Consider the following 22,386-nt stretch of genomic DNA (forward strand, 5'->3'; position numbering starts at 1 on the left):
AACCACGGAAAGGATGCCGCTCATGACCGCCATCCCCACTCGGCCCGCTCGCCCCGCAGGAGCAGCACCGACGCGGCACCGCGGCCGGCGGGCCGGCGCCGCTCCGGTCGTGAGCCACGTCGTCCTCGTCATCGCGTCGATCGTCGTGCTGCTGCCGCTGCTGTTCGTCGTGTTCCTGTCGTTCAAGGACATCCCCGGCATCCTCGGCACCCCGCTGTCGTGGCCGGACGTCTTCCACGTCGAGAACTACCCGAACGCCTGGAACGAGGGCGACATCGGGCGCTTCCTGGCCAACACGATCATCGTCGCGTGCGTCACCGTCGCCGCGATCCTCGCGTTCTCGTCGCTCGCCGCGTTCGTGATCGCGCGCTACCGCTTCACGGGCAACCAGCTGCTGTACCTGTTCTTCGTGTCCGGCCTCGCGCTGCCGATCCAGATCATCGCGCTGCCGATCTTCATCCTCATCAAGAACCTGCACCTGCTGAACACGCTCACGTCGCTCGTCATCGTGTTCGCGTCCGGTGGGATCTCGTACAGCGTGTTCATCCTCGTCAACTTCATGCGGACGATCCCCTTCGAGCTGCAGGAGGCCGCGGTGATGGACGGTGCCGGCCCGCTGCGGATCTACTGGCACATCGTGCTGCCGCTGATCCGCCCGGCGCTCGGCATCGTCGCGATCTTCCAGTTCCTGTCGGCGTGGAAGGAGTTCTTCCTCCCGCTGCTCCTCGTGCAGGACCCGTCGAGCATGACCGTGCCCGTCGGCATCCTCTCCTTCGTCGGCGAGCACTCCACGGAGTGGCAACTCCTCCTCGCCGGGCTCGTCATCATCAGCCTGCCGACCCTCATCGGGTTCCTGCTCGTCGCGAAACAGTTCCGACGGAACCTCGTCGGCGGCGGCGTCAAGGCCTGACCGCTTCCCCGACCGACCCCGAAAGCCGACCGACCCCGAAAGCCGACCGACCCCGAAAGGACGTCCGGAGCCATGCAACGAACGCACACCACCCGACACCGTCGCGGCAGGACCCTCGCGGTCGTCGGCGCCGTCGCCGCAGCCGCCATCGCCCTCGCCGGGTGTTCAGCGGGCGGGTCCGCCGCTGGCGCGGACGGCGGGAGCTCAAGCGGGCCGACCGTGTCCGTCTGGTCGTGGCGCTCCCAGGACAAGCCCCTGTGGGAGAGCGTCCAGAAGAACCTGCGCGCCGAGGGCACCGACCTCACGATCAAGTTCCGGTCCATCTCCGCGACGTCCTACGACTCCGTGCTGAAGACCGCGATGAACGGTGGGAGCGGGCCGGACATCTTCTACGACCGCGCCGGCAACGGCACCCAGACGTACGCGGCGGCGGGGCTCGTCAAGCCGATCGACGACGTCGCCGACACCTCCGGCATGAAGCCGGCGTCGCTCGCGGCCGCGCAGTACGAGGGCAAGACGTACGGCGTCCCCTTCGCGGTCCAGACGATGTCGATGTTCTACAACAAGAAGATCCTCAAGGACGCCGGCATCGAGAAGCCGACCACGTGGAAGCAGTTCATCGCCGCGATGAAGAAGCTCAAGTCCAAGGGGACGACCCCGATGTACACGATGGGCGTCCAGCAGTGGCTGATGTCGCTCCAGCTGCAGGCGGTCGGCGCGTCCACGGTGAGCAACACCACCGCGCAGGCGATCACGGACAAGAAGTCGGACTACACGGACCCGGAGTTCGTGCAGTCGCTCGCCGCGTTCCAGGACCTCGCGCCGTACCTGCAGGACAACTGGCAGGCGACGGGCTCGGCAGGCAACGAGCAGGAGACGGCCTTCGCGCTCGGCAAGGCGGCGTTCATCATCGACGGCATCTTCGACACGGCGACGATCGACCAGGTGAACCCCGACCTCGACTACGGGCAGATGCTGGTCCCGTCGCCGAACGGCCAGAAGCCGAAGATCACCTGGTACGTCGACGGCAACATCTCGATGAACGCCAAGATCGGCGACTCGGCCGTCGAGAAGGCATCCGAGAAGGTCATCGCCTACACGGCGACGAAGAAGTTCGGCAACGCGTTCTCGGACGTCGCGGGTGAGATCTCCCCGATCGCCGGCGTGACGATCCCGAAGAAGTACCCGCTCAGCCGACAGGCCGCGGAGTGGTTCGACACCCAGGCGGCGAACCCGATCATCGGGATCCGCTCGCCGATGGACACGCCGGACCCCGACCCGACGTCGCTCTCGAAGAAGAAGACGGTGTCGACGACCTCTGGCGTGTACACGGCCGAGCAGGACGTCGTCGTGCCGCTCCTCGAGGGCAAGACGACCCCGCAGGAAGCCGCCGAGCACATCAACGGCAAGCTCGACTGGTACTTCGGGGCCAAGTGACCATGGCCACCATCACCGATTCCGGGAGGCGGGGCGGCACGCCGGCCCCGTCTCCCGCGGCTCCCTCGGACCAGCCAGCACCGCGGGTTCCCCGCGGGATGCCGAAGCGCCAGGTCGCGATCCTCGCCGCCTTCGTGGCACCGGCGTTCCTGCTCTTCGCGGTCTTCGTGGTGTTCCCGCTGCTCGACGGCGTCCGGTACAGCTTCTACAACTGGAACGGCACCGGCCCGCTGTCGAACTTCATCGGCCTCGGGAACTACACGTTCACGCTCTTCGACCCCTCGTTCGCCCCGGAGTTCTGGCGGGCGGTCGGCCACAACCTGTACTTCTTCGCCATCTCGATGGTCCTGACGCTCGTGTTCGGCATCGGGCTCGCGTACATGATGATGATCGTCAACGAGCGGGCGTCGCAGCGCTACTCGATCATCATGATGCTGCCGTTCACGCTGCCCCCGGTCGCGATCGCGTACATCTGGACGATCTACCTCGAACCGAACAGCGGCGTGCTGTACTCCGTGCTGCACGCGCTGCACCTCGACGCCCTCGCGCTGCCGTTCCTCGGATCGACGACGCTCGCGCTCCCGACGATCGCCGTCATCACGGCGTGGGTCGGCATGGGCTTCCCGGTGCTGGTGTTCCTCGCGTCGCTGACCGAGGTGCCGCAGGACACGATGGACGCCGCAGCGCTCGACGGTGCCGGGCGGTTCCGGATCCTGTGGTCGGTCCTCATCCCGGCGATCCGGCCGACGATCCTGCTCATCACGACGATGAACTTCATCGGCGCCTTCGGGACGTTCGACCTGATCTACATCATGCAGGGGAGCCAGGCCGGGCCGAGTGGCTCGACGGACGTCCTCGGCACGCTGTTCTACCGGACCGGCTTCGGTGGGTTCGGGACGACGGCGCAGTCGATGGGGCTCGCGACGGCGCTCGCCGTCGTCGGGTTCGTCATCGTGGTCGGCGTCTCGGCGGTCTTCCTCCGGCTGCAGAAGCGGTTCGCGGACTGAGCCGACCGCGCGGACTGACCCATCACCGGACGGGAGGCTCGTGGCGGCACCGCCACGAGCCTCCCGTCCGTCACGTCGTGACCGGCGTCCGTGCCAACCGGTCCCGCAGCCGGGTCGCGAGCTCGCGCTCGTCGGCGGCCACGAGCGCGAAGTCCCTGACCACCACGCGCCCACCGACGACGACGTGCCGGGGCCGGCGCCCCGGTGACGCCCATAGCAGGCCGGCCACCGGGTCGTCGACACCGGCGTCGGCGACCCCGGACACGTCCCACACGCACAGGTCCCCGGCGGAACCGGCACCGAGGTGGCCGAGTTCCGGTCGTCCGAGGCCGACGGCGGAGCCCTCCGTCGCCATCCCGAGCACCTGCCGGGCCGGAAGCTGCGGTCCGACCAGTGCCGACACCTGCATCGCGAGCCGGGCGTCCGCGAGCAGGTGCCCGGCGTCGTTGCTGCCGCCACCGCTCGTCCCGAGTCCGACCATGATCCCGGCGTCCGTGAGCCGTGCGACCGGGGCGATGCCCCACCCCATCGGCACGTCGCACCCCGGCGCGTGCGTCGCGGTCACGCCGGCGGCGGCGAGCCGGGCGATCTCGTCGTCGGTCACGTCGCACAGGTGCGCGATGGTCACGTCCGGCGCGAGCCAGCCCCAGTCCTCGAGCAGGTCGATCGGCCGTCGGCCGTACCGCTCGAGTGCGATGGCGGTGTCGACCTGCTCGTTCGCCTGCGTCCGGCGGCGGAGCCCGTGGCGTGCGGCCACGTCGCCGAGCGCCCGGAACGTCGCCTCGCCGTCGGAGTGCACGCCCGCCGGTCCGACCGCGACCTGGAGCAGACCGTCGGGGTCGACACCGCCGACGGCGTCGGGGTGGAGCAGACCGGTCACGATCGCCTCGGCCGACGCGGCCGCGCGGTCCGGGTCGTCCCGCGCGGAGCCGCGGACGAACGCCAGGCGGCCACCGAGCGCTCGGACCGCCCCGGCCGTCGCGGCCGCCAGCGCGACCGTGTCGTCCGCGGACGCCGCGGCCGGCCAGTTCAGGTGGTGGTCGGCGATCGTGGTGACCCCGGACAGGAGGCCCTCCGCGGCTCCGACGGTCGCGGCGAGTCCGTAGAGCTCGGGATCGTGGCCGACCCGGCCGTACGCATCGGCCATCGTCGGCAGCCACGCCGACATGGGCACGCCACGCGTGCCCGGGAGGGTCCGGAAGGCCGTCTGCAGCAGGTGGTGGTGGGCGTTGACGAGGCCGGGGGTGACGACGCAGCCGGAGGCGTCGAGGGTCGCGCGGTCCGGCGAGCCGTCGTCGACGAGGACGTCCCCGTGCCGCTCGGTCCTGGGGTCGACGAGGACGCGGAGTGCGCCGGAGACGGTGAGCATGGACCGGTTCTAGCAGCGGTGCGTTTCGGGGCGGTTTCGGGCTAGAGGTCGAGGACCAGGCGCGGGCAGCCCCGTGCCGCGCGGGACACGCAGATCATCATGGTGTGGTCGCCGGCCTGTTCCGCGGCGCTCAGCACGGCGTCGCGGTGGTCGACCGAGCCCTCGAGCACCGGCGTCTCGCAGGTGCCGCACGTGCCCTCGCGGCAGGACGACAGGACGAACACCCCGGCGTCCTCGGCGACCTCGAGCAGCGTGCGGTCCGCCGGCACGGTCAGGGTCATCCCGGACACGGCCAGCTCGGTCTCGAACTCCGTGCCGGGGAGCGTGGCGGCGTCGGAGGCCTCGAACCGTTCGACCCGGACGCTGCCGTCCGGCCAGTGCGCCGCCGCCGCCTCGACCGCGTCCATCAGGCGCTTCGGGCCGCAGCAGTACACGACCGCGTCACGTGGCGCGGCGAGCAGTGCCTCGACGTCGAGTCGTGTGCCCTCGTCGGCGACGGCGAGCGACACCCGGCCCGGGTGGTCGGCCACGAGGTCCTCGGCGAAGGCCATCGCGTCCCGCCGGCGACCCGCGTAGTGCAGCTCCCACGGGGTCCCACGGAGCTCGGCCTCGGCGATCATCGCGGCGATCGGGGTGATGCCGATGCCGCCGGCGACGAACACCGCGGGTCGATCGGGATCGAAGGCGAAGTGGTTGCGCGGGCCGCCGACCGTCACGGTGCTCCCGACCTCGAGCGTGTCGTGGACGGCCACCGAGCCACCGCGGCCGCCGTGCTCGCGGAGGACGGCCACCCGCCAGTGCCCGTCGTCCGTGGTGGTGACGAGCGAGTACTGCCGCTCGACGCCGGGTGCGACCTCGACGTCGAGGTGTGCGCCCGGCTGCCAGGTGGGGAGCGGCTCGGGGCCGACAGCGGCGAGGTCGATCGCGACGACGTCCGCCGCGACGGTCCGGCGGGCGGCGATCCGGAGGGGGAACCGAGCGCTCATGCGCCGCCCTCCCCGCCGAACGGGCTCTGCTTGACCACGACGAGCTGGAACCGGCCGCCGTCCGGGCTGCACCACCGGTGCGGTGTGCCGCCGCGGTAGTACGCGGAGTCGCCCGGTTCCAGGTGCTGCACGCCGGAGCTGCCGAGGTCGAGGAGCAGCGAGCCGGACAGCACGTAGAGGAACTCGTCCTCGCGGTGCTCGTAGTACTCGCCGGGGTCGGTGTTCATGCCGGTGAACTCGAGCGGTTCGAACGCGTGCCGGCCACCGTGCACGAGCAGGCGCGCCTCGCCCTTCGAGAACGGACCGCGGGCACCGTCGGCGGCACGCAGGACGTCGGGGGAGCGGTCGTCGGGTTCGCGGTGCTGCGCGTCCCCGGCCGCGAGCAGCTCGACCTGGCTCGTGCCCAACGCGATCGCGATCTTCTCGAGCGAGACCATGCTGGCGCGGGAGTGCCCGCGTTCGAGCTGGCTGAGGAACGGGTGCGACAGTCCGGTGCGTTTGGCGAGCTGGACGAGGGTCTGGCCGTGCGACCGGCGCAGCGCGCGGATGTGCTCGCCGGTGCGGAGCGCCTGCTCGTCGACGACGCGGGTGTTCGTCGAGCCGGGCTCGATGAGGTCGGTGGGCACTGTTCCTCCGTCGGTCGGTCACGGGCGGGGTTTCACCGGGGCACGACCGTCACACATGGCAACCGCCGCGAAATACGTGGGAAACGTGGTCCTCATAGCATCACCAATGTTGATGCGATCAACATTCTGACACACGATCGAGAGGGCGTTCCGATGCGGTCATCCCTGCCGAACGCACTTGCCCTGCTGCGCGGAGCGACACTGCCGGACGGGCGCACCGTCGACGTCCGGATCGACGGCGAGACCGTCGTCGAGGTCGCTGCGCCCGGCTCCCTCACCGCCGACGCAGCGGCGACGTTCGACCTGCAGGGCCGGCTCCTGCTCACCGCGCCCGCCGAACCGCACGCGCACCTCGACAAGGCCCTGAGCTTCGACCGCATCCAGCCGCCGCTCGGCGACCTCGGGTCCGCGATCGAGGCGTGGGTCGACCACGCCGACGACATGACCGTGGCCGACATCGCGGATCGGGCACGGACGCAGGCCCTCGCGATGCTCGCTGCCGGGACGACCTCCATCCGGACCCACGTCGACGTGTTGAGCGCCCGCGGGACCGCCGACGTGCAGGCGGCCACCCGTGGTGCGCGCGCGCTCGTGCAGGTCCGCCGCGAGCTCGCCGGGCTCGTCGACCTGGAGCTCGTCGCGCTCGCCGGACACCACGCGCCGGACGAGCACGTCGAGGCGGTCCTCGACCTCGGCGTCGACCTGGTCGGTGGCGCCCCGCACCTCGCCGACGACCCGGAGGCCGACCTCGTGCGGCTCCTCGCCATCGCCGAGCGGCGGGGCCTCGGCGTCGACCTGCACGCGGACGAGAGCCTGGACGGCCCCGTCACCCTCGACCGGTACGCGCAGATCGTGCGCGACTGGCCCCGCGACCGGCAGTACTCCGCTGGGCACTGCGTCCGGCTCGGCACGCTCGAACCCGGCCGTCTCGCCGAGGTCGTCGCGGACGTGCTCGCCGCCGACATCGGGGTGATCTCCCTCCCGATCACGAACCTGTACCTGCAGGGCTGGCAGCACCCGGTGTCGACGCCCCGCGGACTCACCGCCCTGCGCGCCCTGCTCGACGCCGGCGTCCGCGTCGCCGCCGGCGCGGACAACGTCCGCGACCCGTTCAACCCCGTCGGCCGGTCCGACGCGTTCGAGACGGCATCGCTCCTGGTCACTGCCGGGCACCTGACGCCGGACGAGGCGTACGCGCTCGTCAGCGACGGCGCTCGCAGCGTGATGGGCCTGCCGGTCGCCGGCGTCGCGCCAGGAGCACGCGCGGACCTCGTCGCGGTGGACGCGACGAGCGTCGTCGACGCCGTGGCGAACGCCCCCGCCGACCGGGTGGTCGTCGCGCACGGCCGACTCGTCGCCGTCACCGAGGTCCGCCGCAGCGTCGCTGCACCCGCGCTCGCAGCGCCCGTCGCCCCCGAACTCGTCCCCTGACCGGGCTCCCCGGCACGACCCGCCCGCCCCACCCCACCGAAACGAGGTACACGTGACCACCACCGCACCAGCGCCCGTCACGTCGACGGACACGCTGCTCGACTTCGGCGACGTCGAGATGACGTTCCCGAACGGCACCGTCGCCCTGCAGGGAGTCGACCTCACCGTGGACCGCGGCGAGTTCGTCTCCGTCGTCGGCCCCTCCGGCTGCGGCAAGTCGACCCTGCTCCGCATCGCCTCCGGCCTCGAGACCGCCTCGGACGGGACCGCCCAGGTCACCGCGGACCGGATCGGCTACGTCTTCCAGGACGCCACGCTGCTGCCGTGGCGTTCGGTGCAGGGCAACGTCGAGCTGCTCGCCGAGCTGCAGCACGCACCGAAGGCCGACCGGGCCGAGAAGGCACGACGGGCGATCGACCTCGTCGGGCTCAACGGCTTCGAGTCGAACCTGCCGAAGCAGCTCTCCGGCGGCATGCGGATGCGCGTCTCGCTCGCCAGGTCGCTCACCCTCGACCCGCAGCTGTTCCTGTTCGACGAGCCGTTCGGCGCCCTCGACGAGATCACCCGCGAGCGCCTCAACGACGAGCTCCTCCGGCTCTTCGTCGCGCAGCGCTTCGCGGGGTTGTTCATCACGCACTCGGTGTCCGAGGCCGTGTACCTGTCCACCAAGGTCATCGTGATGTCCGGTCGCCCGGGCAGCATCGTCGGCCGCTTCGACGTCCCGTTCCCGATGCCACGCGACCCCGACATCCGGTTCACCCCCGAGTTCGCCGAACTGGTCGGCGAGGTCTCCCACGCACTCCGAGAGGGGCACCGCTGATGACGACCCTGCAGCAGGCCACCGAGGCCAGGGCGGCGAGACTCGCCACCCGCCGCTCCCGACCGCGTCGCGCCGTCACGTGGTGGCAGCCGGTCGTGGTCTTCGCCGTCCTGATCGGCGTCTGGTACGCGGCAGCCGCCTACTACGACCACGTCAGGAACCTCGCGTTCCTGGTGCCGTACCCGCACCTCGTGCTCAAGGCGATCGTCTGGGACACCGGCGTGAACGGTGCCCCCACGACGTTCGACAGCGACCTGTGGAAGGCGCTCGGTCGCACGTCGGTCGTGTCGCTGACCGGCCTCGCGTTCGCGATCGTGATCGGTGTCGTCTGGGCGATGCTGATGGCGCAGGCGAAGTGGCTCGAGAACTCGCTCTACCCGTACGCCGTCGTCCTGCAGTGCGTGCCGATCCTGGCGCTGGTGCCGCTCATCGGCGCCCTGTTCGGCTACGAGTTCACCAGCCGGGTCATCGTCACGGTGATGATCGCCCTGTTCCCGATGGTCTCCAACACGCTCTTCGGACTGCAGTCCGCCGACCGGGCGCAACGCGAGCTCTTCCAGCTGCAGCGGGCCGGGCGCGGTGCGCAGCTCGTGAAGCTCCAGGTCCCCGCCGCGCTGCCGTCGATCTTCGTCGGCCTGCGGACCTCCGCTGGGCTGTCCGTCATCGGCGCGATCGTCGGCGACCAGTTCTTCCAGCGCGGCAACCCCGGGCTCGGCGTCCTCATCCAGGTCACCGCCTCACGCTTGATGGGCCCGGAGCTCTACGCGACCATCATCATCGCCTCGCTCTACGGCGTCGCCGTCTTCCTGCTCTTCGGCCTGATCGGTCGCCTCGCCGTCGGGCGCTGGCACGACTTCGGCTGAGCCCCCCCCCGACCATCCCTCCCATCATCCCGACGCACCACGTGAACAGCACCACGAACGGAGCACCCATGCGCATCAAGACCCGCCTCGGCATCGCGACCGCCGCCCTCGGCGTCACCGCGATCGCCCTCACCGGCTGTGCGAGCGGATCCGGCGCCGCGACCGGCGACAGCACGTCGACCGCATCCACGGCGAGCGGCCCTGCCGTCGACCTGTCGGACGTCTGCCCGGCGACCGTCGTCGTCCAGACCGACTGGAACCCCGAGGCCGACCACGGCCACGTGTACCAGATGCTCGGACCGAACCCGAAGATCGACGCGAGCGGCAAGTCCGTCACCGGCGACCTGTACGCCAACGGCAAGTCGACCGGCGTGCAGCTCGAGGTCCGTGCAGGCGGCCCGGCGATCGGCTACTCGACCGTCAGTTCGCAGATGTACCAGGACAAGGACATCACCCTCGGCTACGTCTCCACCGACGAGGCCGTGCAGTTCTCCGACAACCTGCCGACCACCGCGGTGTTCGCCGAGAACGACCAGTCGCCGATGGTGCTCATGTGGGACCCGTCGAAGTACAAGGACGTCGACTCGATCAAGTCGCTCGGCAAGGCGCTCGAGAAGAACGACGGCGTCGTGCGCTACTTCAGCGGCGCCGCGTACATGACCTACCTCGAGCAGTCGGGCAACCTGCCGAAGAGCGTCCTCGACGGCAGCTACGACGGCACGCCGTCGAAGTTCGTCTCGGCCGGCGGCAAGGACGCCCAGCAGGGCTTCGCCACCGCCGAGCCGTACATCTACCAGAACGAGGTCGCCGCCTGGGGCAAGAAGGTGGACTACTCGCTCATCTCCAGCACCGGGTGGAACCCGTACCCCGAGACCATGTCGGTCCGCAGCGGTGACCTCGAGAAGCTGAGCCCGTGCCTCGAGAAGCTCGTGCCGGTGATGCAGCAGGCCGACGTCGACTACTTCAAGGACCCGACGCCGACGAACGACCTGATCGACCAGCTCGTCCAGCAGTACAACAACGGCTGGACCTACGACGCCCAGGTCGGCGCGTTCGCCGTCAAGCAGATGAAGAAGCTGAAGGTCGCGACCGACGGCGACAACGCCTACGTCGGCGACATGGACGCCGACCGGATGACGGACTTCATCGCGAAGGCGAAGCCGATCTTCGACGCATCCGGCGGACACGTGAAGGCCGACCTCACGGCCGACGACCTCTCCACGAACAAGTTCCTCGACGACAAGATCGGCTTCGGCTTCTAGCCGGCCACGGGGCCGGCCGCCATCGCGGCCGTCGGCCCCAACCACCGTTCTGGAGGCTCGGTGCCGGACCGTCACCGAGCCTCCCGTCCGACCACCCCACAGGAGCCCCCAATGCCCGCCACCCAGGAATCCCTCGACACCCTGCGGGTCGCGCTCGTCGACCTGCTCGGCGACCGCGGCGTCAGCACCGACCAGCGGACGCGCGAACGCGCGTCCGTGGACGAGGCGACGATGAGCCCGATCCTCACCGAACAGCTCCCCCTCGGCCTCGCCGACCTGGTCGCGTACCCCGCGAGCGCCGACGAGATCGCCGCCGCGCTGCAGCTCGCGGCGCGGCACGGCGTCCCCGTCACCACGCGGGGCAAGGGAACCGGCAACTACGGCCAGGGCATCCCGCTGCACGGCGGTGTGGTGCTCGACACCTCGCGGGCCCGCGCCGTCGTCGAGGTCGGCGACGGGTACGTCACGGCAGAGGCCGGCGCCTCGATGGTCTCGCTCGAACAGGCCGCAGCGGCCGCCGGGCAGCAGCTCTGGATGTACCCGTCCACCGCGCAGTCGACGATCGGCGGCTTCCTGTCCGGCGGCTCCGGCGGCACAGGATCGATCTCGCACGGATCGAACTGGGAGGGCTTCGTCACCGCGCTCGACATCGCGCTCCCCGGCGAGGACGGACTGCTGCACGTCGAAGGTGCCGAAGCGCAGACGTTCGTGCACACCTACGGCACCGCAGGGGTCATCGCGCGCGCCACCGTGCGGCTCGAGCCCCTGCAGGACTGGCGGGCCGTGTACGCGACGTTCCCCACCTTCGAGCAGGCGCTCACCGCGGTCCGCACGCTCCGTGGGACGACCCCGGCACCACGCCTCGTGAGTGCCGACCGAGCCGAGATCGCGGCGAAGCTGCCGAAGGACCCCGCCATCGCCGTCGACCGGGCGAGCCTGCGCGGGATCATCGACGCCGTCGTGCTCGAGGAGTCGCGGGACCTGATCGAGGCAGCGGGTGGCACCGTCGAGGACGTCCGCGAGGGCCTCCAGCAGACCACCAAGGTCTCGATGCTGTCCTACAACCACCCGATCTGGTGGCTCAAGCGGAACTCGCCGGACACCGTCTGGTTCCACGTCGAGGTCGGCGGCGAGGCGCTGATCGACCGCATCGCCGAGGTCGAGGCGGTGTACCCGGGCGCCATGCTGCACATCGAGGCGGCGCACATCGGGCCGATCGGCATGCTGACCGCGCCGTACACCGGCGCCGAGGACGTCTACGCCGGCTACCCGGCACTCCGCGACCTCGGCGTCCGCGTGCACAGCCCCCACCAGTACTACGTCGACCACGGCGTCGAGGAACTCGTCGCGCTCAAGCAGCGCACCGACCCCGCCGGACTGCTGAACCCCGGGCACGTGATCGACCCCGCGCTGGTCGAGTCCGGCGGGTCCACGGCGTCGGCGCAGCCGAGCATCCCGGGGTTCGGCAAGTGAGCGGGACGAGGAACCTCGCCGAGCTGTCCGGCCCCGAGGTCGCGGCACGGTTCACGCCCGACACGATCGTCGTCCAGCCCACCGGCGCCGTCGAGCACCACGGACCGCACCTGCCGCTCCTGACCGACTTCCTGCTCGCGGACCACATCGGCGGCGCGGCCGTCGAGCGCGCGGCGACCGAGGGGCTCGACGTGTGGCGGCTCCCGACCCTGGCGTTCACGAAGTCGGACGAGCACAGCTGGGCGCCGGGCACCGTGTGGCTCGACGAGGCGACGATGTTCGACACCGTCGTGCAGGTCGGCCGCGCCGTCGCCCTCACCGGTGCCGGCACGCTGGTGTTCGCCAACGGACACGGCGGGAACGTCGCCCTGCTGCAGGTCGCCCTGCGCGAGATCCGGAAGCGGTTCGGGCTGAAGACGTTCCTGATGCCGACCCTGGCGCGCGTGCCTGGGCCCGGTGGCGAGGACGCCGACGAGCGCGGGCTCGGGATCCACGGCGGTGCGGCGGAGACCTCGATGATCCTGCACCTGCGTCCGGACCTCGTCGACATGACGAAGGCCGAACGGTGGGTGCCGGACCACCTCGCCGAGTTCGAGCGCATCCGGTTCAACGGCGGCCCGGTCAGCTTCGGGTGGCTGTCGAACGACTTCGGGACGCCGGGTGTCATCGGGGACGCGAGCCGCGCGACGGCGGAGTACGGCAAGGCGCTGTGGGACGTCTCGCTCGACGAGGCGGTCGCGTCGCTCCACGAGATCGCACGGTTCGACCCCGCCGTCCGGCGGTGACGTCGGTGCTGCCGGGCGAGGTCACCGCGGACGGTTCCGGTTCCGGTTCCGGTTCCGCTTCTGCGGCGCCGGCGGACCCCCTGGCGCTCGCCGCGTCGTGGCTCACCGGCACGGGTGCGCCGGTGACGATGACGCTGTCGACGATCGGTCTCGACGGCTACCCGTCGGCCAGGACCGTGCTGCTCTCCGCGTTCGACGGGGAGCGCCTGCACTTCCACACGGACTCCAGGAGTCGGAAGGCCGCAGAGGTCGCGGCGGTCCCGAGGGCGACCGCCACGATCGTCTGGCCGGAGACCGCGCGGCAGCTCGTCGTCACCGGGGACGTCGCGCCGGTCACCGACCAGGAAGCTCGGGCCGCCTACGCCGCGCGGACCCACTACCTGCAGGTGCTCGCCTGGGTCAACGACCACCCGCTCGCCGCTGCGGAGGACGACGTGCGGCGCGCGACCTGGGCGGCGTTCATCGCGGAGCACCGGGACGTGGTCCTCGGTCCGCCCGACACCTGGGTCGGGTACGCGATCACGCCGGTACGGATGCTGTTCTGGCGTGGTGCGACGGACGCGCCGAGCAACCGGCTCGCGTTCGAACGGGACGGGGACGGCACGTGGACCTCGGAGCGCTGGCCGGGCTGACGGTCCGACCACCGGACGGGGCGCCCGATGGTCAGATCGGGGCGATGTGCTCCCGAACGAGTTCCATGGCGTTGTCGTACAAGCAAAACAGGTTCCTGCCTGGATTACTTGTATCGCTCCTCCTCTGCGGCGGCGGGCTGCCGGGAGCGGTCCAGGACGGCGGTGAACGCAGCGTCGAGTTCGCCCGCGATCGCGTCGGGTTCGGCCAGGTATCCGCCGACCATCGCCCCGTCGCGGAGCATCACCAGCTGCCCGGCCGTGACGTCCGGGTCGGGAGCGCCCGCGTCGGCGGCGATCGTGGCGAAGAACCCGTGCATCCACTCCCGGTGCCGACGGACGACGGCGCGGACGGGATCGTCGGGGTCGGGGGTCTCCGCCGCGGCGTTGATGAAGGGGCAGCCCCGGAACCCCGGCAGGCAGCTCGCCTCCCCGATGAGGGATGCGATCGCTCGGGCCGCATCCAGACCGTGACGCCCGTCCGTCACGTGCGAGAAGGCCCCGCGCTCGCCGTCTGCCTGGGCCTCGAGGTACGCCACCGCCAGGTCCGTCTTCGTGCGGAAGTGCCGGTAGAACGTGACCTTCGTGATCCCCACCCGATCGATGACCCGATCGGCACTCGTGGCGCGGATGCCCGCGGCGGCGAAGAGCTCGGTCGCCGCGTCGAGGATCCGCGCCCGCGTCGCGACGGCGCTGCGACGTCCGTCGACTGGTGGCGAACCGGCGGTCACGACTTCTCCCTCGGGGCTTGCGTTCTCGATGGACCCAACTCTAGAGTCCTCGATGTAGACGTACTAGTAACTCTACATCGAACCCCGACGAACGGACCACCATGACCACCACCGAGCGCGCGACCTCGACCGTCGCCTCCTCCCTCCGACGGCTGTACTTCTTCCGTTTCGGCTTCGCCGTCCTGTGGGCGATCGCCCTCGCGGCCACAGCCGCGGCTCTTCCGGTGGTCGCCCCGGCCGTCGTGGTGCTGCTCGTCCTCTACCCGGTCGTCGACCTCGCCGCTGCGGTGTGGGACCACCGATCGTCCCGGGACACCAAACCCGCTCGGGCACTCGTCGTGAACATGGTGCTGAGCCTGCTCGCGGCGATCGGCCTCGGCATCGCCGCAGTGTCGGGCGCGCCGGCGGTCCTCGTCGTCTGGGGCGCGTGGGCGATCACCGCCGGCGCGGTCCAGCTCGTCCTCGCCGTCGCGCGTCGCCGCATGGGAGGACAGTGGCCGATGATCCTCAGCGGAGGGATCTCGGTGCTCGCCGGTGCCGGGTTCGTCTCGCAGGGCCTGAGTGGCGGGACGGGACTCACGAGCCTCGCCGGCTACGCCGTGCTCGGCGGCATCTTCTTCCTCGTCTCGGCGCTGCGCCTGCGGCGCGCGGCGAGCCTGTAGGCAGACGGCCGACTGGAGGCTCGTCGCGGCGCCGCCACGACCCTCCCGTCCGTCGTCACCCCGCTCGCGCAGAGCGAGTGCGCAGACGATGGGTTCTCGAGGGCGATCTGCTCGCCGTTTCCGCGCACTCGATGCGGCGGGCGGAGGGCGGTGGGCGGCGGGCGGCGGGCGGAGGGCGGCGACCGCGCGCGACGGGTGCGGCCGGGTCAGGCCCCGGTCGGGCAGACGGTCTGGACGGGGCCGGTCGACGCGGGGACGACGTCGTCGGTGGACGCCACCGGCACCGCGTTCCCACGGCGCAGCCCGAGGCCGACCAGCACGACGGCCCCGACGACCGCGATGCCACCGGCGAACCAGAAGTCCGCGGCGATCCCGAACGACGTCACGGCGACGCCGCCGAGGACCGATCCCGCGGCGATCGCGAGCTGGATCGTGGTGACGAAGAGCGCGAGACCGGTCTCCGAACCGCCGGGTGACGCGGTGGACATCCATGTCTGCATCCCGAGGGGGAGTGCGCCCCACACGAGGCCCCAGACGACGAGCAGGGCGAACACCCCGACGACCGAGTGCGCGAGCAACGGCAGCGCGATCACGGCCGCGGCCAGGACGATCTTGGACGCCCCGATCGTGCCGAGCACGTTCCGGCTCAGCGTGACCCCCGCCACGAAGTTGCCGACGATGCCGGCCACGCCGAACACCAGGAGCGCGAGGGTGATCGTCTCCGGCCCGACGCCGACGAGCTCCTGCAGGTACGGCGCGACGTAGGTGTACGCCGCGAACTGCGCCGCGAAGACGAACGCGGCGCCGATGAGCCCGACCCGGGCCCTCGGCACGCGGAGCAGTGCGCCGAGCGTGGCGAACCGCACCCGCTGCACCGCCGGGATGCTCGGCAGCATCGCCAGCTGGAGCACCAGCGCGACCAGCCCGAGCGCGCCGCCGATCACGAACCCGAGGCGCCAGCTGCCGAGCGCGGAGACGAACGCGCCGAGCGGCAGGCTGACCACGGTGGCGACCGAGACGCCCGCGGTGATGAAGGAGGTCGCGCGGATGACCGACGGGGCCGGGACGAGCCTCCCGGCGATCCCGGCACCGATCGCCCAGAAGCCACCGATCCCGACCCCGAGCAGCATGCGTGCGGCGAGGAGGACCGCGAACGTGGGCGCGACGGCCGCCAGGCCGTCGGCGACGACCAGCAGCACCGTCAGGGCGACGAGGACCACACGACGGTCGAGGCGCGAGGTCGCGACCGTCACGACGGGGGCGGCGACGGCACCGACGAGTCCGGTCGCGACGACCATCAGGCCGGCGGTCCCGACCGGGACGTCGAGGTCGGCGGCGATCGCGGGGAGGAGCCCGATGGGCAGGAACTCGGAGAGGACGAGCACGAAGGAACCGAGTGCGACGGAGAGGACGCTGAGCCACCCACGGCGCTGGGCTGACGATGTCATGGAGGGGTCAAAGCGCCCAGGCCGACTTCCATTCCCCGCATGTCGCTTCGGTCGAGATTCGCGCTGATAAATTTATCGCCAAACTTACGGGTGATAAAGTTATCGCGTGCGCAACGCTCTCGACAATCCCTTCAGCCCGGGCTCGGACATCGTCCCGGAGGTGTGGGCGGGACGCACGCAGCAGCTCAACGACTGGCGGGACGTCCTTCGCCCTCGCCGCATGGCGGGGCTACCCGAACGAGGACGCACGATCCTCGGAGAGCCTGGACTGGGGAAATCCTCCCTGGTTCGACGCATCGCGGACGACGCTCGAGCGCGCGGCGACTGGGTGACGCCGCAGTTGCGCATTCCGTCCGGCGCAGACCCGCTCAAACTGGTGGCCTCGGCTGTCCTCGACCTCGCCGATCAAGCCGGCCTCGCGGCGCGGCGCGAGAAGCGGATCAGGGAGTTGCTCGCACGAGTGGAGTCCGTCGAAGCGTCCGGGTTCGCGCTCACGCTCCGCGACCGGGAAGGCCCCGAACCGTACCGCGTGCTCGCGGACATCCTCGTGGAGGTCGGCCGCACCGCACGGCATCAGAACCGCGTCGCGCTGATCCACATCGACGAAGTGCAGAACATCACCAACGAGAACGTGCTGTCGCAGCTCCTCATCGCACTCGGTGACGCGATCGGTCATGAAGACGACGTCGAGCTGCCCGGCGGTCTCGTGGCAAAGCGAACGCTGCCGCTCGCTGTGTACCTGACTGGTCTCCCCGATTTCGAGGACAGAGCAGGAGCGCACAAGGGCGCGACGTTCGCCCGGCGGTTCCAGACGACCACGCTCACCGGAATCGACGACGAGGACTTGAACGCAGCCCTTCGCCAGTTCGTCTTCGACGGCTGGGAGGTCCCCACCGAGGAAGGTGGAACGGCGAGGGTCCGGATGGAACAGAACGCGGCCGACACCGTCGTCGACCTCTGTCGAGGAGAGCCGTTCCTCTTCCAACTCGCCGGCGAGAAGGCATGGTATGCGGGATCGGGCGAGACGATCACCCTGGAGCAAGTCCGCGCCGGTTGGCGAGGGGCCGAGAGTGAGGCAGGAGCACACGTCGAGCGCATCGTCTCGCGGCTCCCGCAGCGCGAGCGGGACTTCCTCCAGGCGATGGCGGACCTGCCTGCGGAACGACGGCGGTTCAGCATCATCGCCGCGGAGGCGGGCTTCGCGAAGGCGACTGACGCGGGGCCGACAGCGCAACGGCTCGATACCATCCGGCGGATCATCAAGCGTGGGTCCAAGTACAGCTTCCAGCACCGCGCAGTCGAGGCGTACATGACCACTGACTGGCCGAGCATCGACTGAGCGGCAAACGCGCAGCGGGGAGTGGCGACGCCACAGCGGCAGTGTGACGGACGGGAGGCACGGTGCCAGCTGGCACCGTGCCTCCCGTCCGGTCTGCGGTCGCGACTACTGCGCGTCCTGGATGGCCTTCTTCAGCTGCGTCACGTACTGCTCGGCCCCCGCCTTCGGCGTGGTCTTGCCGAACTGGACGTTCTGCCAGATCTGGGCCAGCAGCGTGTCCGCGTCCTGTGCGCCGACCGGCGTGATCGGTGCGGGCGGACCGGACTCTGCGGTGACCTGCTTCACGTAGTCCATGACGATCTTGTCGGAGCCGCTGAGGTCCGGCGTGATCTGCTTCTGGAACGCGGGGTTCGCGGGCATGCCGCGCTCGGCGCCGAAGATCTTGCCGACCTTCGGGCTGGTCGTCAGGAAGTCGATGAGCTCCGCCGCTTCCGCCGGGTGCTTCGACTTGCTCGAGATCGACCAGTACATCGAGGACTTGAGGTACTGCCAGCCCTTCTTCGCATCGGCGGCTGCCGGCATCGGGAGCATGTCGAGCTTCTGCGACGGCGCTGCGACCTGGTACGCGCTCAGGTTGGAGGGGATGAACGTCATCGCGACCTTGCCGGTGGCGATGTCGGACTGGTCGAGCGCGGCGTTCGTGCCCTCGGCGAGCTGCGACGGACTCGGCGTGACCCCGGCGTCGATCTGGTCGAGCGCGTACTGCCAGTAGTCGGCGAGCATGGACGGCTTCAGGACGACCTTGCCCTTGTCATCGAAGACCGCGCCGCCGTGCTGGCGGGCCCAGAGCGTCAGCGACGGGGTGTCGCCGCCGAACGGGTCGAGACCCTTGACCTTGCCGCCGGACTTCTCGGTGACCTCCTTCGCGACCGTGTTCATCTCGTCCCACGTCCACCCCTTCGAGGAGGGCATGTCGATGCCGTACTCGTCGAGGACGGTCCGGTTCACGGCGACGCCGATCGAGTTCAGCCCGATCGGGACGGCGTAGAGCTTGCCGTCGTACTGGCCCGTGTCGCGGACGTTCTTCGTGAGGTCCGAGGTGTCGAGGTACTTGCTGTACTGCCCGAGGTCGGCGATCGCGCCGCGCTGGGCGTACGAGGCGACGTAGATCTGGTCGAACTGCATGACGTCCGGCGCGCTGCCGCCGGCGACGGTGGTGGCGAGCTTGTCCCAGTAGCTGCCCCAGTCGGTGGACTGGGTCTTCACGGTGATGTTGGGGTGCTCCTTCTCGAAGGCCTTCACCGCCTCTTCGGTGGCGGTGACGCGGGCCCCGGCGCCCCACCAGTTCAGGGAGATGGTGACGGGGTCCTTGCTCAGCTCGGCTCCACCGTCGTTCGAGTTGCCGACGGCGCAGCCGCCGACGGCGAGGACGGAGGCGGTGGCGATCGCGACGGCGCCGATGACGCGGGATCTCAGGTGCATGGTCTTCCTTGCTCTGGTGAGTGGATCGATCGGGTGGGGGCGGTTCACTTGCCGCCGGTGGTCGCGATGCCCCTGAGGAGGAACCGCTGGCCGAAGAGGAACGCGAGGAACACGGGGACGAGCGTGACGACGCTCATCGCGAAGAGGGCACCGAAGTCGGACTGCCCGGTCGGGTCGATGAACTGGCGGAGGGCGACGGACGCCGTGTACTTGTCCGGTGCGGTGACGAACACGAGCTGGCTGAAGAAGTCGTTCCACGTCCAGATGAAGGTGAAGATCGCCGCCGTCGCCAGCGCTGGCTTCATGAGCGGCAGGATCACCTGGAAGAAGATCCGTGCGTGCCCTGCGCCGTCGATGCGCGCGGCCTCGTCGAGCTCCCGCGGGATCCCGCGGATGAACTGGACCATCAGGAAGACGAAGAAGCCGTCCGTGGCGAGGAACTTCGGCACGATGAGCGGCAGGAACGTGTTGATCCAGCCGAGCTGCGAGTAGATGACGTACTGCGGGATGATGAGCACCTGGATGGGCAGCATCATCGTCACGAGCATCGCGCCGAACGCGAGCCGCTTGTACCGGAAGCTCAGCCGGGCGAACGCGTAGGCCGCGAGGGAGCAGCTCACGAGGTTGCCGATGATGGCGCCGATCACGATGATCGCCGAGTTCGCCAGGTACACGCCGAACGGGCGTTGCAGTGCGCTCCAGCCCGTCGTGTAGTTCTCGGTGTCGAAGGTGTTGAGCACGAGGCTCGGGTCGTCGAAGATGTGCCCGTCGGGGCGGAGCGAACTCACCACCATCCAGAGCACCGGGTAGAGCATCACGAGGCTCAGCAGGATGAGGACGGTGTGCTTGGCGATGCTGCCGGCGCGTGAGCCGCGGGCCTTCGCGACGCGGACGGTCTCGGGTCGGGGATCGGGTCGGCGGTCCGCCGGGGGCGTCGCCGGTGCTGGACGCAGCGCGGTCGAGTGATCAGTCATCGTAGAAGACCCAGTACTTCGAGGCCCAGAAGTTGAGCGCGGTGGCGGCGCCGACGATGAGCAGGAGGAGCCACGCGATCGCGGAGGCGTATCCCATCTGCAGGCTGCCGAACGCCTTCTGGTAGAGGTAGAGCGTGATGAAGAGGGTCGAGTTCGTCGGCCCTCCCGTGCCGTTCGAGATCACGTAGGCCTGCGTGAACGACTGGAAGGCCCCGATGATCCCGAGCACCAGGTTGAAGAACACGATCGGGCTGAGCAGCGGCAGCGTGATCGACCGGAACTGCCGCCAGCGGGTCGCCCCGTCGGTGGAGGCCGCCTCGTAGTACTGCCGGGGGATCTGCCGGAGCCCGGCGAGGAAGATCACCATCGGCGCCCCGAAGGTCCAGACGTGCAGGATGATCAGCGTCCCGAGGGCCGTGTTCGGGGACCCGATCCAGGACTGTCCCTGGATGCCGAAGACCGCCAGGAGCGCGTTGAGCAGTCCGTCGCCGCCGAACACCAGACGCCAGAGCACCGCGATCGCGACACTGCCGCCGAGCAGGGACGGCAGGTAGAGGACCGACCGGTAGAACGACAGCCCCCGCATCCCGCGGTCGAGCAGCACGGCGACGAGGAGGGCGGCCGCGAGCTGCAGCGGGACGGAGACCACCGTGTAGACGAGCGTCACCACGAGCGAGCTGCCGAGGTTGGTGTCCTCGACCATCCGCTGGATGTTGGTCAGGCCGGTGAACGTCGGGTTCTGCAGGAGGTTGTAGTTGGTGAAGGACAGGTAGAGCGAGGCGAGGATCGGGCCGAGGGTGATCCCGACCATGCCGATCAGCCACGGGGCGAGGAAGACGGCCGCGGCCTTGTCGTCCCGCCGGGAAGCGGGGATGCGTTTCCCCTGGGCGTCCCGTGCGCGGAGTGCACGGAGTTCGCCGAGCGCACTCACCGGGAGCTCGCCGTCATGGAGTTGCTGCGTTGCACGATTCCCATCTCCTTTGATGGTGGTGTCGGTGACTGGGCGCCACCGTAATCGTTGTAACGGACCTTGGCAAGCGCTTTCCGCAATTGTGCCGGTGGCCTACCGGGGCCGGTGTGGACGGCAATGCCTGGCATGCTGTGACCGTGTCCGCGAACGCGCGGCCGGGACGGAGCGTCGAGGTGGTCGAGCGCAGCAGTGCGACCCTGGAGGACGTCGCCCGCGCGGCCGGCGTCTCGCTCGCGACGGCGTCCCGAGCGCTCAACGGCAGCACCCGCCGCGTGCGTCCCGAGTACGTCGAGCGGGTGGAGGCGGCGGCGCGGGAGCTCCGGTACATGCCCAACGTGCAGGCGCAGGCCGTCGCGCGTGGGGCGACGACGGTGGTGTCGCTCGTCGTCGGTGAGATCACGGACCCGTACTTCGCACAGATCGCCGCGGGCGCGATGCGGGCGGCCGACCGGGCCGGCCTCGTGCTCGTGATCACCTCCACCGCGGGGGACGCCGAGCGCGAGGCGTCGGTGTTGCGGAGTGTCGCGGGACTCCGGCCGCGCGCGGTCGTCCTCGCTGTGAGTCGCGGGACGAGCAGCGCGGCCGGAGCGGGCGTGGAGCTCCTGCGTGGCGGTGGCGCCTCGGTCGTCGCCCTGGTGTCGGACGACGGTGCCGCGTCGTCGACCGCCGTCATCCCGCTCGTGGTCGGGAACCGCGCGGGAGCGGCTGCGCTCGCCGAGGCGCTCGTCGACGAGGGGCACCGGGACTTCGCGGTGCTCGCCGGGGAGCCGGACGTCGTCACCGCCAGGGCACGGGCGACGGGCTTCGTCGACGGGCTCGCGGGCCGGGGGATCCGTCTGGCGGACGACCGGGTGGTCGCCGGGGTGTTCACGCGCGACGGTGGCCACGCCGCGATGACGCAGCTGCTCGAGGCCGGGGTCCGCCCCGGGTGTGTCTTCGCGGTCAACGACGTCAGCGCGGTCGGGGCGCTCGCCGCGATCCGCGACCACGGGCTCGAACCGGGGCGGGACATCGCGGTCGCGGGCTTCGACGACGTCGGCACGCTGGCTGACGTGGTCCCCGCGCTGTCGACCGTGCACCTGCCGCTCGAGACGATCGGGGAGTTCGCCGTCCAGGCGGCCCTCGGCGAGGACGTGCCCGCGGTGGTCGCCGGCGAGGTCGTCCTCCGGGCGAGCACCAGACTCGCCTGACGACGGGCCTTCCCTCGGCGTGTGCATCGGTGTAGCGTGCGGTAAGCGCTTT

21 protein-coding genes are annotated in these 22,386 nt (G+C 70.4%); 13 read left to right on the top strand and 8 right to left on the bottom strand.

From position 1 onward, the window contains the following. The first annotated feature begins 22 nt into the window (after positions 1–22). The 3 genes from ACIPJ2_RS04465 to ACIPJ2_RS04475 all read left to right on the top strand — a co-directional run bounded on the left by ACIPJ2_RS04465 (position 23) and on the right by ACIPJ2_RS04475 (position 3,354). Positions 23–910 (top strand): carbohydrate ABC transporter permease, encoded by an 888-nt coding sequence (locus ACIPJ2_RS04465; RefSeq protein ID WP_281266499.1) that lies wholly within the window; start codon positions 23–25, stop codon positions 908–910. Positions 911–982: 72 nt separating this feature from the next. Then, the gene (locus tag ACIPJ2_RS04470) at positions 983–2,347 is read left to right on the top strand and encodes an ABC transporter substrate-binding protein (protein WP_402727733.1); all 1,365 of its coding nucleotides are present in this window, start codon (positions 983–985) and stop codon (positions 2,345–2,347) included. Between the two features lie 98 nt (positions 2,348–2,445). Further along, positions 2,446–3,354 (top strand): carbohydrate ABC transporter permease, encoded by a 909-nt coding sequence (locus ACIPJ2_RS04475; protein ID WP_281266501.1) that lies wholly within the window; start codon positions 2,446–2,448, stop codon positions 3,352–3,354. Between the two features lie 70 nt (positions 3,355–3,424). Here the strand turns inward: ACIPJ2_RS04475 and ACIPJ2_RS04480 are convergent, their stop codons facing one another. From ACIPJ2_RS04480 to ACIPJ2_RS04490, 3 genes are read right to left on the bottom strand one after another with little or no spacing between them, the layout of a single operon-like run. Then, entirely contained in the window at positions 3,425–4,723 is a 1,299-nt protein-coding gene (locus tag ACIPJ2_RS04480) for an amidohydrolase family protein (protein ID WP_402727734.1), read from the bottom strand. Positions 4,724–4,764: 41 nt separating this feature from the next. Continuing rightward, positions 4,765–5,709: a PDR/VanB family oxidoreductase gene (locus ACIPJ2_RS04485; protein WP_402727735.1), complete on the bottom strand. Its 945-nt coding sequence runs from the start codon at positions 5,707–5,709 to the stop codon at positions 4,765–4,767. Further along, positions 5,706–6,335: a cupin domain-containing protein gene (locus ACIPJ2_RS04490; protein WP_402727736.1), complete on the bottom strand. Its 630-nt coding sequence runs from the start codon at positions 6,333–6,335 to the stop codon at positions 5,706–5,708. The genes ACIPJ2_RS04485 and ACIPJ2_RS04490 overlap by 4 nt, the downstream gene beginning before the upstream one ends. Before the next feature lie 153 nt (positions 6,336–6,488). On the opposite strand from ACIPJ2_RS04490, the gene ACIPJ2_RS04495 reads away from it, so the two are divergent. From ACIPJ2_RS04495 to ACIPJ2_RS04525, 7 genes are all read left to right on the top strand, one after another. Beyond that, positions 6,489–7,766 (top strand): amidohydrolase family protein, encoded by a 1,278-nt coding sequence (locus ACIPJ2_RS04495; protein WP_402727737.1) that lies wholly within the window; start codon positions 6,489–6,491, stop codon positions 7,764–7,766. A 52-nt stretch (positions 7,767–7,818) separates the two neighbouring features. Further along, positions 7,819–8,586 carry an ABC transporter ATP-binding protein gene (locus ACIPJ2_RS04500; RefSeq protein ID WP_402727738.1) on the top strand — a complete coding sequence of 256 codons (768 nt, stop codon included), beginning with the start codon at positions 7,819–7,821 and terminating at the stop codon, positions 8,584–8,586. Continuing rightward, on the top strand, positions 8,586–9,449 hold the full coding sequence (locus ACIPJ2_RS04505) for an ABC transporter permease (protein ID WP_402727739.1): 864 nt from the start codon (positions 8,586–8,588) through the stop codon (positions 9,447–9,449). Before ACIPJ2_RS04500 ends, ACIPJ2_RS04505 begins: the two co-directional genes overlap by 1 nt. A 68-nt stretch (positions 9,450–9,517) precedes the next feature. Next, on the top strand, positions 9,518–10,711 hold the full coding sequence (locus ACIPJ2_RS04510; protein WP_402727740.1) for an ABC transporter substrate-binding protein: 1,194 nt from the start codon (positions 9,518–9,520) through the stop codon (positions 10,709–10,711). A 111-nt stretch (positions 10,712–10,822) separates the two neighbouring features. After that, positions 10,823–12,184 (top strand): FAD-binding oxidoreductase, encoded by a 1,362-nt coding sequence (locus tag ACIPJ2_RS04515; RefSeq protein ID WP_402727741.1) that lies wholly within the window; start codon positions 10,823–10,825, stop codon positions 12,182–12,184. Further along, positions 12,181–12,969 (top strand): creatininase family protein, encoded by a 789-nt coding sequence (locus ACIPJ2_RS04520; RefSeq protein WP_281266510.1) that lies wholly within the window; start codon positions 12,181–12,183, stop codon positions 12,967–12,969. The genes ACIPJ2_RS04515 and ACIPJ2_RS04520 overlap by 4 nt, the downstream gene beginning before the upstream one ends. Next, complete coding sequence (locus ACIPJ2_RS04525; RefSeq protein WP_402727742.1) at positions 12,966–13,601, top strand: pyridoxal 5'-phosphate synthase; 636 nt, start codon at positions 12,966–12,968, stop codon at positions 13,599–13,601. The genes ACIPJ2_RS04520 and ACIPJ2_RS04525 overlap by 4 nt, the downstream gene beginning before the upstream one ends. Before the next feature lie 104 nt (positions 13,602–13,705). On the opposite strand, the gene ACIPJ2_RS04530 is transcribed toward ACIPJ2_RS04525, so the two are convergent. Further along, the gene (locus tag ACIPJ2_RS04530; protein WP_402727743.1) at positions 13,706–14,329 is read right to left on the bottom strand and encodes a TetR/AcrR family transcriptional regulator; all 624 of its coding nucleotides are present in this window, start codon (positions 14,327–14,329) and stop codon (positions 13,706–13,708) included. A gap of 101 nt (positions 14,330–14,430) precedes the next feature. Here ACIPJ2_RS04530 and ACIPJ2_RS04535 point away from each other — a divergent pair, with 101 nt between their 5' ends. After that, on the top strand, positions 14,431–14,991 hold the full coding sequence (locus tag ACIPJ2_RS04535) for a hypothetical protein (protein WP_402727744.1): 561 nt from the start codon (positions 14,431–14,433) through the stop codon (positions 14,989–14,991). Between the two features lie 206 nt (positions 14,992–15,197). Here ACIPJ2_RS04535 and ACIPJ2_RS04540 read toward each other — a convergent pair whose 3' ends face one another. Beyond that, positions 15,198–16,439, bottom strand: coding sequence for an MFS transporter (locus ACIPJ2_RS04540; protein ID WP_402727745.1), 1,242 nt, complete (start codon positions 16,437–16,439; stop codon positions 15,198–15,200). A gap of 106 nt (positions 16,440–16,545) precedes the next feature. On the opposite strand from ACIPJ2_RS04540, the gene ACIPJ2_RS04545 reads away from it, so the two are divergent. Next, positions 16,546–17,778 (top strand): ATP-binding protein, encoded by a 1,233-nt coding sequence (locus ACIPJ2_RS04545; RefSeq protein WP_402727746.1) that lies wholly within the window; start codon positions 16,546–16,548, stop codon positions 17,776–17,778. Positions 17,779–17,883: 105 nt separating this feature from the next. Here ACIPJ2_RS04545 and ACIPJ2_RS04550 read toward each other — a convergent pair whose 3' ends face one another. From ACIPJ2_RS04550 to ACIPJ2_RS04560, 3 genes are read right to left on the bottom strand one after another with little or no spacing between them, the layout of a single operon-like run. Beyond that, positions 17,884–19,200 (bottom strand): ABC transporter substrate-binding protein, encoded by a 1,317-nt coding sequence (locus tag ACIPJ2_RS04550; protein WP_402727747.1) that lies wholly within the window; start codon positions 19,198–19,200, stop codon positions 17,884–17,886. A gap of 44 nt (positions 19,201–19,244) precedes the next feature. Further along, positions 19,245–20,174 carry a carbohydrate ABC transporter permease gene (locus ACIPJ2_RS04555; RefSeq protein WP_402727748.1) on the bottom strand — a complete coding sequence of 310 codons (930 nt, stop codon included), beginning with the start codon at positions 20,172–20,174 and terminating at the stop codon, positions 19,245–19,247. Continuing rightward, positions 20,167–21,105 (bottom strand): carbohydrate ABC transporter permease, encoded by a 939-nt coding sequence (locus ACIPJ2_RS04560; RefSeq protein ID WP_281266515.1) that lies wholly within the window; start codon positions 21,103–21,105, stop codon positions 20,167–20,169. Before ACIPJ2_RS04560 ends, ACIPJ2_RS04555 begins: the two co-directional genes overlap by 8 nt. 176 nt (positions 21,106–21,281) lie before the next feature. Here ACIPJ2_RS04560 and ACIPJ2_RS04565 point away from each other — a divergent pair, with 176 nt between their 5' ends. After that, the gene (locus ACIPJ2_RS04565) at positions 21,282–22,334 is read left to right on the top strand and encodes a LacI family DNA-binding transcriptional regulator (protein WP_402727749.1); all 1,053 of its coding nucleotides are present in this window, start codon (positions 21,282–21,284) and stop codon (positions 22,332–22,334) included. Positions 22,335–22,386 lie beyond the last annotated feature (52 nt).

It is taken from the genome of Curtobacterium sp. NPDC090217, assembly GCF_044746705.1.
Lineage (GTDB): Bacteria > Actinomycetota > Actinomycetes > Actinomycetales > Microbacteriaceae > Curtobacterium.

What these genes read in the sequence shown, in the direction of transcription:
- ACIPJ2_RS04465 (WP_281266499.1), top strand. Translation starts at nt 23, where the DNA reads ATGACCGCCATCCCCACTCGGCCCGCTCGCCCCGCAGGAGCAGCACCG.
- ACIPJ2_RS04470 (WP_402727733.1), top strand. Translation starts at nt 983, where the DNA reads ATGCAACGAACGCACACCACCCGACACCGTCGCGGCAGGACCCTCGCG.
- ACIPJ2_RS04475 (WP_281266501.1), top strand. Translation starts at nt 2,446, where the DNA reads ATGCCGAAGCGCCAGGTCGCGATCCTCGCCGCCTTCGTGGCACCGGCG.
- ACIPJ2_RS04480 (WP_402727734.1), bottom strand. Translation starts at nt 4,723, where the DNA reads ATGCTCACCGTCTCCGGCGCACTCCGCGTCCTCGTCGACCCCAGGACC.
- ACIPJ2_RS04485 (WP_402727735.1), bottom strand. Translation starts at nt 5,709, where the DNA reads ATGAGCGCTCGGTTCCCCCTCCGGATCGCCGCCCGCCGGACCGTCGCG.
- ACIPJ2_RS04495 (WP_402727737.1), top strand. Translation starts at nt 6,489, where the DNA reads ATGCGGTCATCCCTGCCGAACGCACTTGCCCTGCTGCGCGGAGCGACA.
- ACIPJ2_RS04505 (WP_402727739.1), top strand. Translation starts at nt 8,586, where the DNA reads ATGACGACCCTGCAGCAGGCCACCGAGGCCAGGGCGGCGAGACTCGCC.
- ACIPJ2_RS04510 (WP_402727740.1), top strand. Translation starts at nt 9,518, where the DNA reads ATGCGCATCAAGACCCGCCTCGGCATCGCGACCGCCGCCCTCGGCGTC.
- ACIPJ2_RS04515 (WP_402727741.1), top strand. Translation starts at nt 10,823, where the DNA reads ATGCCCGCCACCCAGGAATCCCTCGACACCCTGCGGGTCGCGCTCGTC.
- ACIPJ2_RS04535 (WP_402727744.1), top strand. Translation starts at nt 14,431, where the DNA reads ATGACCACCACCGAGCGCGCGACCTCGACCGTCGCCTCCTCCCTCCGA.
- ACIPJ2_RS04540 (WP_402727745.1), bottom strand. Translation starts at nt 16,439, where the DNA reads ATGACATCGTCAGCCCAGCGCCGTGGGTGGCTCAGCGTCCTCTCCGTC.
- ACIPJ2_RS04550 (WP_402727747.1), bottom strand. Translation starts at nt 19,200, where the DNA reads ATGCACCTGAGATCCCGCGTCATCGGCGCCGTCGCGATCGCCACCGCC.
- ACIPJ2_RS04555 (WP_402727748.1), bottom strand. Translation starts at nt 20,174, where the DNA reads ATGACTGATCACTCGACCGCGCTGCGTCCAGCACCGGCGACGCCCCCG.